At 69.9% G+C, this 14,432-nt stretch carries 15 protein-coding genes; 6 read left to right on the forward strand and 9 right to left on the reverse strand.

The window, feature by feature from the left end:
• Nucleotides 1–27 precede the first annotated feature (27 nt).
• Complete coding sequence (locus H8B08_RS10840; RefSeq protein WP_187450220.1) at nucleotides 28–1,167, forward strand: TIGR02281 family clan AA aspartic protease; 1,140 nt, start codon at nucleotides 28–30, stop codon at nucleotides 1,165–1,167.
• 16 nt (nucleotides 1,168–1,183) lie between these two features.
• On the opposite strand, the gene H8B08_RS10845 is transcribed toward H8B08_RS10840, so the two are convergent.
• Complete coding sequence (locus H8B08_RS10845) at nucleotides 1,184–2,791, reverse strand: DUF4139 domain-containing protein (RefSeq protein WP_370545456.1); 1,608 nt, start codon at nucleotides 2,789–2,791, stop codon at nucleotides 1,184–1,186.
• 4 nt (nucleotides 2,792–2,795) lie between these two features.
• Nucleotides 2,796–4,184, reverse strand: a complete 1,389-nt coding sequence (locus H8B08_RS10850; protein ID WP_187450221.1) for a DUF4139 domain-containing protein — start codon at nucleotides 4,182–4,184, stop codon at nucleotides 2,796–2,798.
• A 134-nt stretch (nucleotides 4,185–4,318) separates the two neighbouring features.
• Between H8B08_RS10850 and H8B08_RS10855 the strand changes: the two genes are divergently transcribed.
• A complete protein-coding gene (locus tag H8B08_RS10855; RefSeq protein WP_255500775.1) occupies nucleotides 4,319–5,086 on the forward strand; it encodes a hypothetical protein in 768 nt (255 codons plus the stop codon).
• 88 nt (nucleotides 5,087–5,174) lie between these two features.
• Nucleotides 5,175–5,411, forward strand: a complete 237-nt coding sequence (locus tag H8B08_RS10860) for a hypothetical protein (RefSeq protein WP_187450222.1) — start codon at nucleotides 5,175–5,177, stop codon at nucleotides 5,409–5,411.
• Here the strand turns inward: H8B08_RS10860 and H8B08_RS10865 are convergent.
• The gene (locus H8B08_RS10865) at nucleotides 5,408–6,244 is read right to left on the reverse strand and encodes a pirin family protein (protein ID WP_187450223.1); all 837 of its coding nucleotides are present in this window, start codon (nucleotides 6,242–6,244) and stop codon (nucleotides 5,408–5,410) included. The genes H8B08_RS10860 and H8B08_RS10865 overlap by 4 nt on opposite strands.
• A gap of 173 nt (nucleotides 6,245–6,417) precedes the next feature.
• Between H8B08_RS10865 and ychF the strand changes: the two genes are divergently transcribed.
• Nucleotides 6,418–7,518, forward strand: coding sequence for a redox-regulated ATPase YchF (ychF, locus tag H8B08_RS10870; protein ID WP_187450224.1), 1,101 nt, complete (start codon nucleotides 6,418–6,420; stop codon nucleotides 7,516–7,518).
• A gap of 223 nt (nucleotides 7,519–7,741) precedes the next feature.
• Here the strand turns inward: ychF and H8B08_RS10875 are convergent, their stop codons facing one another.
• Complete coding sequence (locus H8B08_RS10875; protein WP_187450225.1) at nucleotides 7,742–9,391, reverse strand: M28 family metallopeptidase; 1,650 nt, start codon at nucleotides 9,389–9,391, stop codon at nucleotides 7,742–7,744.
• 141 nt (nucleotides 9,392–9,532) lie between these two features.
• Between H8B08_RS10875 and H8B08_RS10880 the strand changes: the two genes are divergently transcribed.
• Together H8B08_RS10880 and H8B08_RS10885 are read left to right on the forward strand one after the other, a co-directional pair.
• Nucleotides 9,533–10,012: a hypothetical protein gene (locus H8B08_RS10880; protein ID WP_187450226.1), complete on the forward strand. Its 480-nt coding sequence runs from the start codon at nucleotides 9,533–9,535 to the stop codon at nucleotides 10,010–10,012.
• 5 nt (nucleotides 10,013–10,017) lie between these two features.
• Nucleotides 10,018–10,287, forward strand: coding sequence for a hypothetical protein (locus tag H8B08_RS10885; RefSeq protein WP_187450227.1), 270 nt, complete (start codon nucleotides 10,018–10,020; stop codon nucleotides 10,285–10,287).
• A gap of 62 nt (nucleotides 10,288–10,349) precedes the next feature.
• On the opposite strand, the gene H8B08_RS10890 is transcribed toward H8B08_RS10885, so the two are convergent.
• From H8B08_RS10890 to H8B08_RS10910, 5 genes are all read right to left on the reverse strand, one after another.
• Entirely contained in the window at nucleotides 10,350–11,984 is a 1,635-nt protein-coding gene (locus tag H8B08_RS10890) for a M28 family metallopeptidase (protein WP_187450228.1), read from the reverse strand.
• Nucleotides 11,985–12,228: 244 nt separating this feature from the next.
• Nucleotides 12,229–12,906 (reverse strand): DUF6796 family protein, encoded by a 678-nt coding sequence (locus H8B08_RS10895; protein WP_187450229.1) that lies wholly within the window; start codon nucleotides 12,904–12,906, stop codon nucleotides 12,229–12,231.
• Between the two features lie 19 nt (nucleotides 12,907–12,925).
• The gene (locus tag H8B08_RS10900) at nucleotides 12,926–13,453 is read right to left on the reverse strand and encodes an adenine phosphoribosyltransferase (protein WP_187450230.1); all 528 of its coding nucleotides are present in this window, start codon (nucleotides 13,451–13,453) and stop codon (nucleotides 12,926–12,928) included.
• The gene (locus tag H8B08_RS10905) at nucleotides 13,450–14,016 is read right to left on the reverse strand and encodes a hypothetical protein (RefSeq protein WP_187450231.1); all 567 of its coding nucleotides are present in this window, start codon (nucleotides 14,014–14,016) and stop codon (nucleotides 13,450–13,452) included. Before H8B08_RS10905 ends, H8B08_RS10900 begins: the two co-directional genes overlap by 4 nt.
• The gene (locus H8B08_RS10910) at nucleotides 14,013–14,432 is read right to left on the reverse strand and encodes a hypothetical protein (protein ID WP_187450232.1); all 420 of its coding nucleotides are present in this window, start codon (nucleotides 14,430–14,432) and stop codon (nucleotides 14,013–14,015) included. The genes H8B08_RS10905 and H8B08_RS10910 overlap by 4 nt, the downstream gene beginning before the upstream one ends.

The raw sequence follows: 14,432 nt of genomic DNA on the forward strand, positions 1-14,432 counted from the left end.
GCCGCCGCGCGCCCGCGAGCGCGCCCGATGAGCGCCGATCCGACCAACGACAGCGCCGACAGCCCCCTGACCCTGCAGGGCATGTCCGGGGGACGCCGCCGCAAGCGCGGGCCCAACGTCACCGTCCTGGTCATCTCCGTCCTCGGCGTGCTCGGGGCCGGCGCGGGCTACATGGCCCTGAAGAAGGGCGCCCACGCCCTTCCGGCCGGGGCGGTCGCCAAGGGCGTGCCCTCGATCTCGGAGGCGCAGCGGTGCCTGCGCAACGGCAACATCCCGTGCGCCGAGGCCAACTACATCGCCTATCTGAGGCAGTATCCCGACGACGCGCGCGCCAACGCGATGCTGGCCATCGTCCTGACCGGCGACGGGCGCCACAAGGAGGCCTTGCCCTACTATCGCAAGGCCGACGCGCTGGGGATCGACACCTACGACTTCTACGCCAATCAGGCGCGCAGCCTGGAGGCCACCGGCGACGTCGACGGCGCGATCAAGGCCAACTATCGCGCGCTGGACATCGTCCCGTCGCTGGTCGACGTGCGCGGCTCGCTGGCCGATCTGCTGGTCCGCAAGGGCCGGGCCGACGAGGCGATCAATCTGCTGGAGAGCTTCGACCGCTCGCTCGAGGACCAGGGCCACACGCCCTACTTCACCGCCAAGGTCTCCCGCATCCGCGCCGGCCGCGGCGGCGCCGCCGCGCAGCAGGCCGCCGCCGACGCCGCGGTCACCGCAGCCGCGGGCAAGCTCGCGGCCAGCGACGCGCCGGCGCCGGGCAAGGGCGAGACCCGCGTCCCGCTGAAGCGCGGGCCAGGCGTGCTCTATGTGCCGGTGAAGCTGGACGGCGGCATAGAGGCCGACTTCACCGTCGATTCGGGGGCCAGCCAGGTCAGCCTGTCGGAAGACGTGTTCCGCGAACTGGTCCGCCAGAAGAAGCTCGGCCAGTCCGACTACCTCGGCTCAGGCTACGCCGTGCTGGCCGACGGCTCCCAGGTGCCCGCCGAGATGTACAACCTGCACTCGCTGACGGTCGGCGACCGCACCCTGCACAACGTCACCGCCGTAGTCGCCCGCGGCCGCCAGGGCCAGCTCCTGCTGGGCCAGAGCTTCCTGCGCCGCTTCAAAAGCTGGTCGATCGACAACCACAAAAAGGAGCTGGTGCTGAAGGACTGAGCGGCCGGCGCCGGATTCAGCCGTCGACCTCCAGGGTGTAGCGTACAGCCTGTCGGCCGCCGGGCTGCAGACGCACCGGCCAGAGCGGCGCGCCGTCCTTCATGACATGCCGGCCGCTCTCCGACACCACGCGCAGGCCGCTCTCGCCCTCGGGCTCGTGCGCCACCTCCAGGTCGACCGGCACGGGCTTGGCGTTGGTCAGCTCGACCTCGACTTCGTACCGAACGTAGCTTCGCCCGGCACGCATCAGGCGGCGCTCGGACACGAGCTTCGGCGAGACGGTCACGTCGATCGCCCGGGCGATCTCCAGTTCCACCGGCAGGCCCACGGCGATGTCCTTCAGCTTGGCCTCGCCGGCCAGCACCGGCCTGCCACCGGTCGCCTCCATCACCGCCACTGTGCCCCCGGGCAGCGGCCTGCCGAGGCCCGCGCCCGCCTCGTTCCTCATCCGCAGCAAGACGGTCGCGCCCCGGATGTCGGGGCCAACGGAGCCGTCGCGGTCGTCGCGGGACAGCTCGCCGATCCCGACCTTCGCCGAATAGATCCGCTTCACCGGCACCTTCGCCTGCTCAAGGAAACGCACCTGCTTGCTTTGGCGCGCCGCCACCGTCGTCGGCTCCGGCAGGGTGTAGAGCTTGTAGTCGCCGAGGTCGCTGACCTCCGCCAAGCGGCGGATGCGGCTGCCGGTTACGACGATATCCTCGGCCGGGCTGATTTCGGTGAAGTCCTGGCGGACGACCGGCCCCTCCTCCCTCCGCTCGCGGGTCCGGCCGCGGCCATAGGTCGTGGTTGCAGCCGGCCAGCATTGCGGCGCGACGCCGATCAGATTGGCCTCCGGCGAACGCGTGGAGCTATCCCGCGCCACCTTTCCGGCCACCACCTGCGTCGGCGCGTCGACGAAGGTCGTGCTCCCTCCGTTGGCCAGGGTGATCCAGCCGGTCAGGTCCAGCGTCCGCCCATCCGCCGAAAGCCGCGCCACGTAATCCGCCGACCAATTGAAGTTCATGGCGATGTAGCTCAGCCGCACGGTCTGGCGGCCGGGCTTCAGGACGTCGACGACCGCCGACAGGGTGGCCCGGTCGGTTAGGCCGTCCGGCACGCGGTCGAACACCAGCCGCTCGGTCGAGCCGCTGCAGTCCAGCGCTTCGACGCCGTCGACCGTCTCCAGAACGACGCCCCGCGGGCCGGAGCGCACAACCGCGTCCTGCTCCTCCACCGCGCCGGACGCGCGATTGGTGCGCACGACCCTCACCCGCTCGCCGACCGAGCGGTCCAGCAGGGCGCCCGGGCTGAGCAGGTCGAAATCGTAGTTCCGCTCCACGGTCTCCCCGGGCAGGCCCTCAAGCGCCGCCGTCTCCGGCACTGCGCCGTCGGCGACGCCGCGGAAGGTCAATCGGTAGCGTCCCGCCGGGAGATCGACCGTGCGGGTCTCGGTGATCAGCGCCAGCCCGCCCCGCGCAAAGAACGTGACGTCGGCGAAGTTCGACACTCTCGGCGCGTCGCCTTCACGATAGATGGTGACGGCGACCGCGTCGGCGCGGTCCGACACGACCTGGGCCGCCGCCGGACCGGCCGCCACAACGACCGCGACGTGGACGGCCGCGATCAGGGCCGCTCGACGCACGGCCTCACCAGCCGTTGTCGACGGTGAAGGTCAGGGTGGTCTCGCCGCCGGCCGGGACGGCGACGTCCCAAGCCAGCGAGCGGGCGTCCACCCGGCGGCTCGTCTGGCTTTCCTTGAGCACCTTGCCGTCGCGCCACAGCCCGGCCTGGACGATCTCGACCGTCACCGGCTCAGACCGCGCGTTGCGGACCAGGTAGGACATCTCGTAGGTCGAGCGAGACCACGACACCTTGCGCTGGGAGACCAGGGTCGGCTGCACGGTCACGTCGAAGGCTTCCCCGGTCTTCACCGTCAGGTTCGAGCCCTGGGCGGTGTGGTCGACCCGGTTCTCGCCCACGAACTTCGGCTCGCCGGCCTGGTCGCGCATGTAGACGCGCATGACCCCGGCCGGCAGCTGGGCTCCCAGCCCGCCCCGGGTCGAGTTGGAAAACTGCAGCACCACGTCGGCGCTGAGCGGCTCGGTCGAAGAGGTGAACCAGGACGCCCTGTAGGCGTAGACCTTGCGCGCGGCGACGCCCGAAACATCGAGGAAGCCGACCTGCTTGGTCTGGTTGTTGGCCACGGTGGTGCGTTCGGGCAGCGGGTAAAGGTAGTAGTCGGCCATCGCGGCCTTCGCCCCGATCTCGGCGCCGCCGGCGCTCTGCCCCGACCGACGCCGCTGCTGCTCCTGCTGCCACTGCCAATCGGGCATGCCCGGATTGCTGACCAGGTTCACGTCGCCAGCCACCAGCTGGGCGTCGACGTCCTTGAAGTCGGTGCCGGACTGGTTGGTCAGGGTGATCCAGCCCTGCAGGTCCAGCTTGCCGGCCTTCTCGTCGAACAGGGCGACGTAGTCGGCCTTCCAGGACAGGCCGCGCGAGAGATAGCTCAGCGTCGCCTTGCGCGGGCCGGCCTTCTCCGCGTCGACCGTCACCGACAGGGTCGGCCGGGCGCGCAGGTTCTCGGGGACCTTGTCGAAGATCACCCGGGTGGGCACGCCGTCGTCGCGCAGCACCTCGATATGGTCGCCGACCTTCAGCACCACCCCGTTGTTGACCGACAGCACCGTGGCCCGTTCGGTGGTCTGCTGGCCAGTGCCGGGGTTGGTGCGCACGATCTGCACCTCGCGGCCGACCGCCTTCTCCATCAGCTTGGCGGGCGTGAGCAGGTCGTAGTCGAAGTTCTGCTCGACGATCGACAGCTCGCCGCCGGTCAGGGCCACGGTCTCCGGCCGGATGGCGGCGGAGACGTCCTTGAACTCCAGCTTGGAGCGGCCGGCCGGCAGGTTGAGGTCGCGGACCTCCTCGACCAGCGCCAGGTCGGAATTGTAGATGGTCAGGGAGCGCTTCGGCTCCTCGGCCATGGCCGGAGCGGCCGACGCCAGCAAAAGCGCCACGAAAGCCAGTCGGTGCATGCTTACTCCCCCGATGGGAGAAGCCTGTCACGCTGCGGCGAAGCTGTCGAGCATGCACGCCCCGCGCGCATCGCCCGATTGACCGGCTGGGCCGTGCATGTCACCGGAGCGGCGGGGATTTAGTGGAGGGGCGTATGAGTGCCTTGTTTGGAATGCTGGCCGGCTTCGGTCCGGTCGCGGTCGGCGTGTCGACCCTGGCGGCCATCCTGCTCTGCATCCACGTGGTGCGCAGCAAGCGGGAGCTGTACTGGATCTGGCTGATGCTGGTGTTCCAGCCCTTCGGCGCGATCGTCTATTTCTTCGCCGTCTTCCTGCCCGAGTTGTCCCGTGACCCCAAGGCGCGGCGCATGGGCGAGGCCGCCCGCGACGCGATCGATCCGGGTCGCGCCTACCGCGCCGCGAAGGCCGCCTACGACGACACGCCGTCGGTCCAGAACGGGCTGAAGCTGGGCGAAGCGGCCGCCGACCTCGGCCGCTGGGACGAGGCCGAGACCCTGTTCGCCGCGGCCATGCAGGGCATGTACGCCGACGACGCCACCCTGGTCGTGGGCCGCGCCCGCGCCCTGGTCGAGCTGGGCCGCGCCCCCGAGGCGCTGGAGGTGCTGACGCGCCTGCAGGGCGACGAGGCGCGCGCGCCGCGCGCCCTGCTGGTCAACGCCCGCGCCCTGCATGGGGCCGGCCGCCACGCCGAGGCCGAGCGCGCCTATCGCGACGCCGCGGCCCGTACGCCGGGCCTGGAGGGCGTCGCCCGCCACGCCGCCTTCCTGGCCGAGATCGGCCGCAAGGACGAGGCGCGCGAACTGCTGGCCGACCTCGACAAGCGCGCCGCCAAGGCTCGCGCCCATTTCCGCAAGGAAGCCAAGGTTTGGCGCGACTTCGCCGCCGCCAAGGTGGCCGCGTAAGGCGATCCTGTAAGAACCACGCCGCCTCGCGCGACTAGCTCCTCGACGGGCCGCTCATAAGCGCGCCCGAACGCGAGGGGAGTTTTGCGTGAAGCTGAAGTGGATCCTGCCGGCGGTCGCCGTCGTCGTCTGCGTGGCCGCCTGGGCGGGCATGTTCGTGGGCCTCTACCTGGGCGTCGACCTGAAGGCCCGCACCGTGCTGGTCACCCTGGCCGCCCTTTCCGGCGAGGCGGTGCTGTGGACCTTCGCCGCCGCCCTTGGCCTGACCGTCTTCGAGGCGCGCCGCCGCATCTGGGCGCGCCTCACGGGGCGTAAGCCCGCTTAGAACCGCCCGGCCCGGAAGTCCTCGAACGCCTGCTGCACCTCTTCGCGGGAGTTCATGACGAACGGGCCGCCCCAGGCCACCGGCTCGCGGATCGGACGGCCGGCCAGCACCAGGAAGCGGGCCGGCCAGTCGCCGACGCTCTCCGCCTTGATGGTGTCGCCCTCGCCCAGGAAGGCCGCGCCGAGCGCCGAGACCACCTGTCCGCCGACGCGGACCGCGCCGTCGAACACCACCAGCATGGCGGCGCGGTCGGTGGCCACGGGCTCCTCGAACACCGCGCCCTGCGGCAGGGTCACGTCGAAGTAGAGGGCGTCGACCGCCCCGCCCGAGACCGGCCCTGCCGTGCCCTGCGCGGTGCGGCCGGCCACGACCTTCACGCTGGCGCCGCCGTCGCGGCTCTCGACCGGGATCTTCGGCGCGTCGAACTCCTGGTAGGCCGGCGCGCTCATCTTCAGCTCACGCGGCAGGTTCACCCACAGCTGGAAGCCGCTCATGCGGCCTTCCGCCTGCTCCGGCATTTCGGAGTGGACCAGGCCCTTGCCCGCGCGCATCCACTGGATGCCGCCGGTCTCGATCACCCCGGCGTTGCCCTGATTGTCGGCGTGGCGCATGCGCCCTTCGAGCATGTAGGTGACCGTCTCGAAGCCCCGGTGCGGGTGGTCGGGAAAGCCGCCGACGTAGTCGGACGCCTCGGCGGTGTCGAAGTAGTCCAGCATCAGGAACGGGTCGAACATCTGGGCCTCGGGCGTGCCCAGGATGCGGGTCAGGCGCACGCCCGCCCCGTCGGACGCGGCCATGCCCTTGACCACCTTCAGCACCGCGCGTTCGGCCATATCGACGTCTCCAGCTGCAAACTCGAAACGATATCTAGCGCGGTTGCCGTTCTTTCCAAGAGCGGACGCCGCACCCGGCGAACCGTCGCGTTGCCCCGGAAGGCGGAAACGGCCATATAGCGCGCCGACATCCGCGGCTTCTCCTGACGGCCGCCACGCATCCCGAGACGTTCATGGCCCTCAAAGTCGCGATCGTCGGCCTGCCCAACGTGGGCAAGTCGACCCTGTTCAACGCCCTGACCCAGACCGCCGCCGCCCAGGCCGCCAATTATCCGTTCTGCACCATCGAGCCGAACGTGGGCGACGTGGCCGTGCCGGAGCCGCGCCTGGAGAAGCTGGCCGCGATCGCCGGCTCCAAGGAGATCATCCCGGCCCGCATCAACTTCGTCGACGTCGCCGGCCTGGTCCGCGGCGCCTCGAAGGGCGAAGGCCTGGGCAACCAGTTCCTGGCCAACATCCGCGACTGCGACGCCGTGGCCTTCGTCACCCGCTGCTTCGAGGACGACGACATCACCCACGTCGAGGGCCGGGTCGACCCGCTGTCGGACCTGGAGATCATCGAGACCGAGCTGATGCTGGCCGACCTCGAGAGCCTGGAAAAGCGCGTCCCCAACCTGGAGAAGCGCGCCAAGGCCGGCTCCGACAAGGAGAGCGCCAACACGCTGCGCCTGGTGAACCTGGCGCTCGACCAACTGCGCGAAGGCCGCCCGGCCCGCGCCGCCAAGGTGTCGAAGGAAGACGACAAGGCCTGGCGCATGCTGCAGCTGCTGACCGCCCAGCCGGCCCTGTACGTCTGCAACGTCGACGAGGGCTCGGCCTCCGACGGCAACAAGTACTCGGCCGTGATCGCCGAGCGCGCCGCCCGCGACAACGCCAAGGCCGTGGTCATCTCGGCCAAGATCGAGAGCGAGATCGCCCAGCTGGACGAGGCCGAGCGCACGGAGTTCCTGGAGACCCTGGGCCTGGAAGAGCCGGGCCTGAACCGCCTGATCCACGAGGCCTACGCCCTGCTGGGCCTGCAGACCTACTTCACCGTGGGTCCGAAGGAGGCGCGCGCCTGGACCATCCACGTGGGCGACACCGCCCCGCAGGCGGCCGGCGTGATCCACACCGACTTCGAAAAGGGCTTCATCCGCGCCGAGACCATCGCCTACCCGGACTACGTCCAGTTCAAGGGCGAGAACGGGGCCAAGGAAGCCGGCAAGATGCGCTCGGAAGGCAAGGAATACGTCGTCAAGGACGGCGACGTGATGCACTTCCGCTTCAACGTCTGATCCGACGGCACATCGGTTCGCGCGACGGCCGCCCTCACGGGCGGCCGTTTTGCTTTGCGGCGGGCCCGCCCTCGTCCTTCGACAAGCTCAGGATGAGGGCTACTGCGTTTGATTAGACATCCGCATCCTGAGCCTGTCGAAGGACGAGGATTTCGGCCCCTCCAACGAAAAACGCCCGCCTCCTGCGAGGCGGGCGTTTCCGTTTTCAGGCTTCAGCCGGCGCTTACTTCTTGCGGGCGGCTTCCGACTTGTCGCGGACCGGCTTGAACTCCGAGCCGGCCTTCCACTGCGACCAGCGATCGGTGTTGGCCAGGCCCATGCCGATCTGGCGCAGCATGTCCAGATCCTGCACCGCGCCGCTCCAGTCCCAGTTCGGGTTAAACTCGTCGTCGGGCTGGTGGTAGCGCTTGGTGTTGTACTCCTCAGAGGCCTTCTTGCCGGCTTCCTTGCCGCCGTTGACCAGGTCCTCGCCCGCGCCGGCGTAGAGCATCGGCACGCCGCGCTTGGCGAACGGGAAGTGGTCCGAACGGTAGTAGTGGCCGGCTTCCGGCGAGGACTCCGCCACGATCACGCGATGCTGCTTGGCGGCGACGCGCTGCAGGTCGTCCTGCAGGTCCGACTGGCCGAAGCCGACGACTTCCACGTCCTTGGTCGGGCCGTTGGTCGGCAGGCCGTCCATGTTGAAGCCGGCGACAGTGGTCTCCAGCGGATAGACCGGGTTGGCGGCGTAGAATTCCGAGCCCAGCAGGCCCTTCTCCTCGGCCGTGTAGGCGATGAACACGATCGAGCGGTCCGGACGCGGGCCGGCGGCGAACACGCGGCCCAGCTCGAGCAGGCCGGCGGTGCCGGACGCGTTGTCGAGGGCGCCGTTGTAGATGTCGTCGCCGTTGGCGTCGGCCACGCCGCGGCCCAGGTGATCCCAGTGCGCGCCGTAGATGATGGTCTCGCCCGGACGCTTCTTGCCCACCAGGCGGGCGATGACGTTGTGGGTGACGGTCTTGTCGGCCTGGACGGCGAAGTCGGTCGAGAACGAGGCGTTCATCGGCACGGCCTTGAAGCCCTTGGTGTGGGCGGCGGTGCGCAGCGCCTCGAAGTCGAGGCCGGCCTGCTTGAACAGCTCGACGGCCTGGTCGCGCTGGACCCAGCCCTGCACCGGCGCGCGCTCCTTCATCGGGTCGGCGCGGACGATGTCGAACTGCGGGGCCGACCAGGAGCCCTCGACCGTGGCCCAGCCGTAGGAGGCCGGCTTGGTCTCGTGGACGATGATCACGCCCGCGGCGCCCTGGCGGGCGGCTTCCTCGAACTTGTAGGTCCAGCGGCCGTAGTAGGTCATGGCCTTGCCGCCGAACAGACCGCCCAGGTCCGCCTCGAAGTCCGGGTCGTTGACCAGAACGACGGCGACCTTGCCGTGCATGTCCAGGCCCGCATAGTCGTCCCAGCCACGCTCCGGCGCGTGCACGCCGTAGCCGACGAAGACCAGCGGCGCGTCCTTCAGGGTGATGTGGTCCACCGGCTGCTGCGTGCCGACCACGATCTCCTTGCCGTAGACGTAGTCGTGGCTCCAGGCGCCGGCCTTCACCGAGGCGGTCACCGGGCCCGTCTTCTGGGTGCGCAGCAGGGTGACGTCCTGGAACCAGGAGCCGTTCGGGCCGCCCGGCTGCAGGCCGGCGGCTTCGAACTGCTTGGCGATGTAGGCGATGGCCTTTTCTTCGCCCGGGGTCGCCGGGCCGCGGCCTTCGAACTCGTCCGACGACAGCACCTTCACGTGCTCGGAGATCTTGGCGGCGTCGATCTGCGGCTGGCTGGCGGCCAGCGCGGCGGTGGCGGTGGAGGCCATAAGGACGGCCGCCACGGCGAGGGAGATACGCTTCATTGGTTTCCTACCCCGACGAATGACTTCATCTGGCGGCGGACTATACAGTTCGAACCCCAGCGGTCGAGATGGTTCTCCGGAACGCGGGAACCTGCGCGCGTGCGCCGCAGTTCACCCCTTCGGGCTGAAGGGGGTTATCCGTTGAATCTGCTGAAACATCCGAGCGCCTTCGGATTCCGCAAGGGGATCGAGTTCTCCGTCACGCCGACGGGCCGTCTCCTCGATGTCGCCGTCGACGCCGCCGCCCGCGGCGCGCCGGGCGTCTACGTCGCCTGGCTGGAGCCCCGCGGCGCCGCCCTGAAGGTCGGCGCGTCGGCCACCAGCGTCTGGGACTGCTGGGCCCACGCGCTGAAGCTGATGGAGGCCTGCGACGGCGGCGAGGCGCTGTGCGGCGACGCCTGGAGCGACCGGGCCGCCCTGGTCCGCGCCGCCGCCGGGCAGAAGGTCGGCATATGGTGGAAGACCGCCTGCTGCGGGCGCATCGACTACGCCGAACAGGAAGGCTTCGCGCCGGTGTCCCTGGCCGAGGCGGAGGAGCGGTTCCTCAGCTGGTACTACCACCCGGTGTTCGGCCGCGCGCCGGCCGAGCGCGGCCTGCCGGAGATCCTGGCGACGGACTGAGGGCGGTGGACGAGGACCTCGACGGCCTGACCCGCGAAGAGTTGCTGGCCGAGGCCAAACGCCTGCGCGCCGGCGTGCGCGCCCACCGCGACGCCAGCGGCCAGGACCTGTGCTGGCATCACCCGCAACTGTGGGGCCTGCTGCCCGAGCCGATCCCGAAGGAAATCGCCGTTCCCGCCTGGCCGCAGTTCCTGCGTGGCTGCGTGAAGTACCGCGAGAGCCTGGACCGCGAACTGCCCGACGCGCCGCGGACGACGGAGGAGTACGAACCCTAGGGCCGTCATCCCGGCTCTTCGCTGCGCTGCCCTCCGCTACGGCCGGGATGACGGCCGTGGTGCTACTTCCGCTCCCCTGCCGTCGCGTCCCGCGCCGCCTTGAACTCCGCGTCCGCCCGCCACTGCGGCCAGCGGGGCGAATTCGCGAGGTCCAGGCCGATCAGGTAGAGCAAGGAGACGTCCTCGGCCGCCCCGCGCAGGTCCCAGTCGGGGCTCCATTCGTCGTCGGCCTGGTGATAGCGGTTCTTGCCATAGTCATCGACGATGGCCTTCGACTTGGCCGGGTTGTCGATGAAGTCGTCGCCGCCGCCGGCGTAGAGCATCGGCACGCCGCGCTTGGCCAGCGGGAAGTGGTCGGAGCGGAAGAAGCCGCCGGCCTCGGGCGTGGAATCGGGCACCACCACGCGGTTCTGGGTCTTGGCCACGCGCGCCAGGTCATCCTCCAGGTCGGTCTCGCCGGAGCCGACCACCCCGATGTCTCGCGTGCGGCCGGCGACGTTCAGGGCGTCCATGTTGAAGCCGGCCACCGTCCTGGCCAGCGGATAGACCGGATTGGACGCATAGTACTCGGAGCCCAGCAGGCCGCTCTCCTCGGCCGTGAAGCCGATCAGCACGATCGAGCGGTCCGGGCGCGGGCCCGAGGCGAACAGGCGCGCCAGCTCGATCAGGGCGGCCACGCCGGTGGCGTTGTCGACCGCCCCGTTGAAGATGCGGTCGCCGTTGGCGTCCGGCGCGCCCACGCCCAGGTGGTCCCAGTGGGCGGTGTACAGCACGTACTCGCCGGGCCGCTTCGCACCCGGCAGCAGGGCGATGATGTTGTTGCTCTGGATGGTCGAGGTCGCCACGTCGAAGGCCGCCGACAGGCTGGCGTCCTTCAGCACCACGGGCCGGAAGTCGCGCGAGCGGGCCCTGGACTTCTCGCCCTCGAAATCCAGGCCGGCGCGCTTGAACAGTTCGACCGCCGTGTCGCGCTGCAGCCAGGCTTCGAGCGGGATGCGCTCCTTCTCCGGGTCCTTGCGCACGATGTCGAACTGCGGCCCCGACCAGCTGTTCTTGACCGTGTTCCAGCCGTAGGAGGCCGGCCTGGTCTCGTGGACGATCAGCACGCCCTCGGCGCCGCGGCGGGCGGCCTCCTCGTACTTGTAGGTCCAACGGCCGTAATAGGTCATGGCCTTGCCGCCGAAGGTGTTCAGCGACGGGTCCTCGAAGTCGGCGTCGTTGACCAGGACGACCGCGATCTTCCCCTTCAGGTCCTGGCCCTTGTAGTCGTCCCAGCCGCGCTCGGGCGCGCTGATCCCGTAGCCGACGAACACCAGCGGCGCGCTCTGAATATCGACGCGCCGGGCCGGCCGGCGGGTCGACATGACGATCTGCTCGCCCTGGGTCAGGGCCTGGGACCAGCCGCCGACCTGCAGGCGCGCGGCCGGGTTGGTCACCTCGAAGCGGCGCAGGGTCACCGGCTGCACCCACTCGCCGTCCGGCCCGCCGGGCTGGAAGCCGGCCTGGGCGAACTGCCGGGAGACGTAGGCGATGGTCTTCTTCTCGCCCTCAGTGCCGACGCCGCGGCCTTCGAAGCTGTCGTCGGCGAGGACCTTCACGTGGGCGGAGATGGCGGCCGGATCGACCGGCGTGTCGGCGGCGAAGGCGGGCGCTGCGGCCGCGGCCAGCAGGGCGACGACCAGGGCGAGACGCTTCATGGGCGGACCTCGACGACGACGGGCGCGAACTATCGCCCGCGGCGGGGTGACCGTCGAGGCGGCTCAGGCTCCGTAAAAATCGCCGTGGCGGCGGCTCACGCCTGCAGGGCGGCGCAGATCAGGGCCAGCGCGCTGAAGGCGACGAACAGGCGGTCGAGCGGGGTCAGGGTCGTCATGGCGACGCTTATGCCGCACCCCGGAGGCGGAAACCGGCCGCGATCGGGGCGAAACCATGTCGGTTTTGTTACAGCCGCGTCAGACGCCGACCGCAGGTGGCGATTGAGACGGCGAAGAACACGGCCATCGCCAGATTGAAGCCGCCCCCGACCAGGACCGCGCCCAGCGGCGCGGGGATCCAGCCGGCGGTCTCCAGCAGCGGCTTGACCAGCACCGGGTTGACCAGCGCCGTCCAGCGCGGCCACGAGGTCCGGCCCGCCGCGACCAGGACGAACAGCACGACCGCGGCCGGATAGCCGGCGGCGTAGGCGAGCGCGAACAGCACGTCGGTATAGCCGCCGATCGTGTCCCTCAGCGGCGCCAGGGCGGGTTCAGTCGCCGCCGCCCGGATCGCCAGGGCGTAGGCGCCCCAGGCGGCGTGGACGCAGGCGCCGGCGAGGAACAGCAGAGCCGCGCCGAGAGTGACCCCGGCCCGCGCCCAGGCCGGCGCAGGCGCCAGCCGCCAGAACAGGTGCGCGCATCCGATCAGGTAGCCGAGGCCGGCGAACGGGGCGACGGCGCCGCCGATGATCAGCCGGGCGGTGGAGGCCCGGGCGGTGGTCTCGGCCAGCACCGCCTCTGCCCCGCTGCCGAAGCGGCCGAAGAACAGCATGTCGCCGGCGAACAGCAGCAGCGCGCCGGCCAGGCCGCACAGCCCGGTGAGCAGGATCGTGCGGGGACCGGGCGCCCGCTCGAAGACGGTCATGCGCGCCTCTGAAGGCGGCTCAGTGCCCTTCGAAGGCCACCAGGGTGGAAACCGGCACGCCCATGGCGCGGATGCGCTCGGCCCCGCCCAATTCCGGCAGGTCGACCACGAAGCAGGCGGCGGCGACGCGGGCCCCGGCCTGGCGCAGCAGCTTGATCGCGGCTTCCGCGGTGCCGCCGGTGGCGATCAGGTCGTCGACCAGCATCACCTCCTCGCCGGCCAGCACCGCGTCCTGGTGCATCTCCATGGCGTCGACGCCGTATTCCAGGGCGTACTCCACCTGGATGGTCTGGTGGGGCAGCTTGCCCTTCTTGCGCAGCGGCACGAAGCCGGCCGAGAGCTGGTGCGCCACCGCCCCGCCCAGGATGAAGCCGCGCGCCTCGATCCCGGCCACCTTGGCGACCTTTTGCCCCGCGAACGGCTGCACCAGCGCGTCCACCGCCTGGCGGAAGGCGCGCGGGTGGCCCAGCAGGGTCGTGATGTCGCGGAACATGACCCCGGGCTTGGGATAGTCCGGGATGGTGCGGATGGCGTCCTTCAGGTTCATCGGTCCGGCTGTCCCTTGCGGAGCTTCCGATCACCCTCGGTTTCCATCCGAGGCACAAACGCGGGCTGACCGTCGGGCTGAACCTCGAAGTGGCCAATCAGCAGGCCCCTGTCGCCGACAGCCGGAAACGGCCCGCATGAACTGTCCAGGTACCTAACCCTTACGACGCGGTCAGAAAAATGCCCGCGCTCGACGGCCTTAACTTCAGCCCAAACGTAGCGAGGATAGATCAAGAGTTCGAGCTGCTCCCTGGGGACCGGAACCGAAGCTGAATCAATCTCTACATTCTTAGCGTCGACTGAAATGACATGCGGTACATTCGAGCGAAGTTCCTCCTCACTCGGAAATCGCGTGATTTCTACGCGTAGAACGAGCTCTTCGTCAGACGTCGCGGCCGACACGTCGTCGTGCAGCATCAATTCGACGGCCTCTGAAACGATACAGGCCTCAGCGCGCCCAGCCACCAAGGCCGCAACGCCAACGGCGAAAGCCATCGAGCTTAGCTTGAGCATGCTTTTGTCGTGCCTCCCCCTAACCTGCACACCGCCCTCTCCGCCCTTCACGCACGGGGGTTCTTCTTGCGGGCATCGCGTTCGGCCGGGCTGTCGAGCTGAGGCGTGAACACAGGCTGGCCATCGGCGGCGGTATCGAGATGGCCCACGATCAGCCCGGTGTCGCCGACCTTCGGAAACGGCCCGCAGGAGTTGACCGCCAGCGCGATGCGCACCGTACGCGCGCGATAAGCCCCCTTCTCCACACCGATGACCCTAGCCCAGGCGTAGGCCCGATTGTTTCGACGCGGCGCGCCCGTGTCCCGAACGCGGGTGATCTTCACCCGCAGCGCCAGCGGCTCGTAGGCCAGCTCGGGCGGCGCCTCGTCGAAGGTCACCGATGTGACGTACTTCGAAGAGCGGCAGGCCTCGGCCGAACCAGCCGCCAGCATCCCGGCCACAAGCGCCGCCGCGAAGATCGCCCGCAT

The organism is Caulobacter sp. 17J80-11, from assembly GCF_014349105.1.
Taxonomy (GTDB): domain Bacteria; phylum Pseudomonadota; class Alphaproteobacteria; order Caulobacterales; family Caulobacteraceae; genus 17J80-11.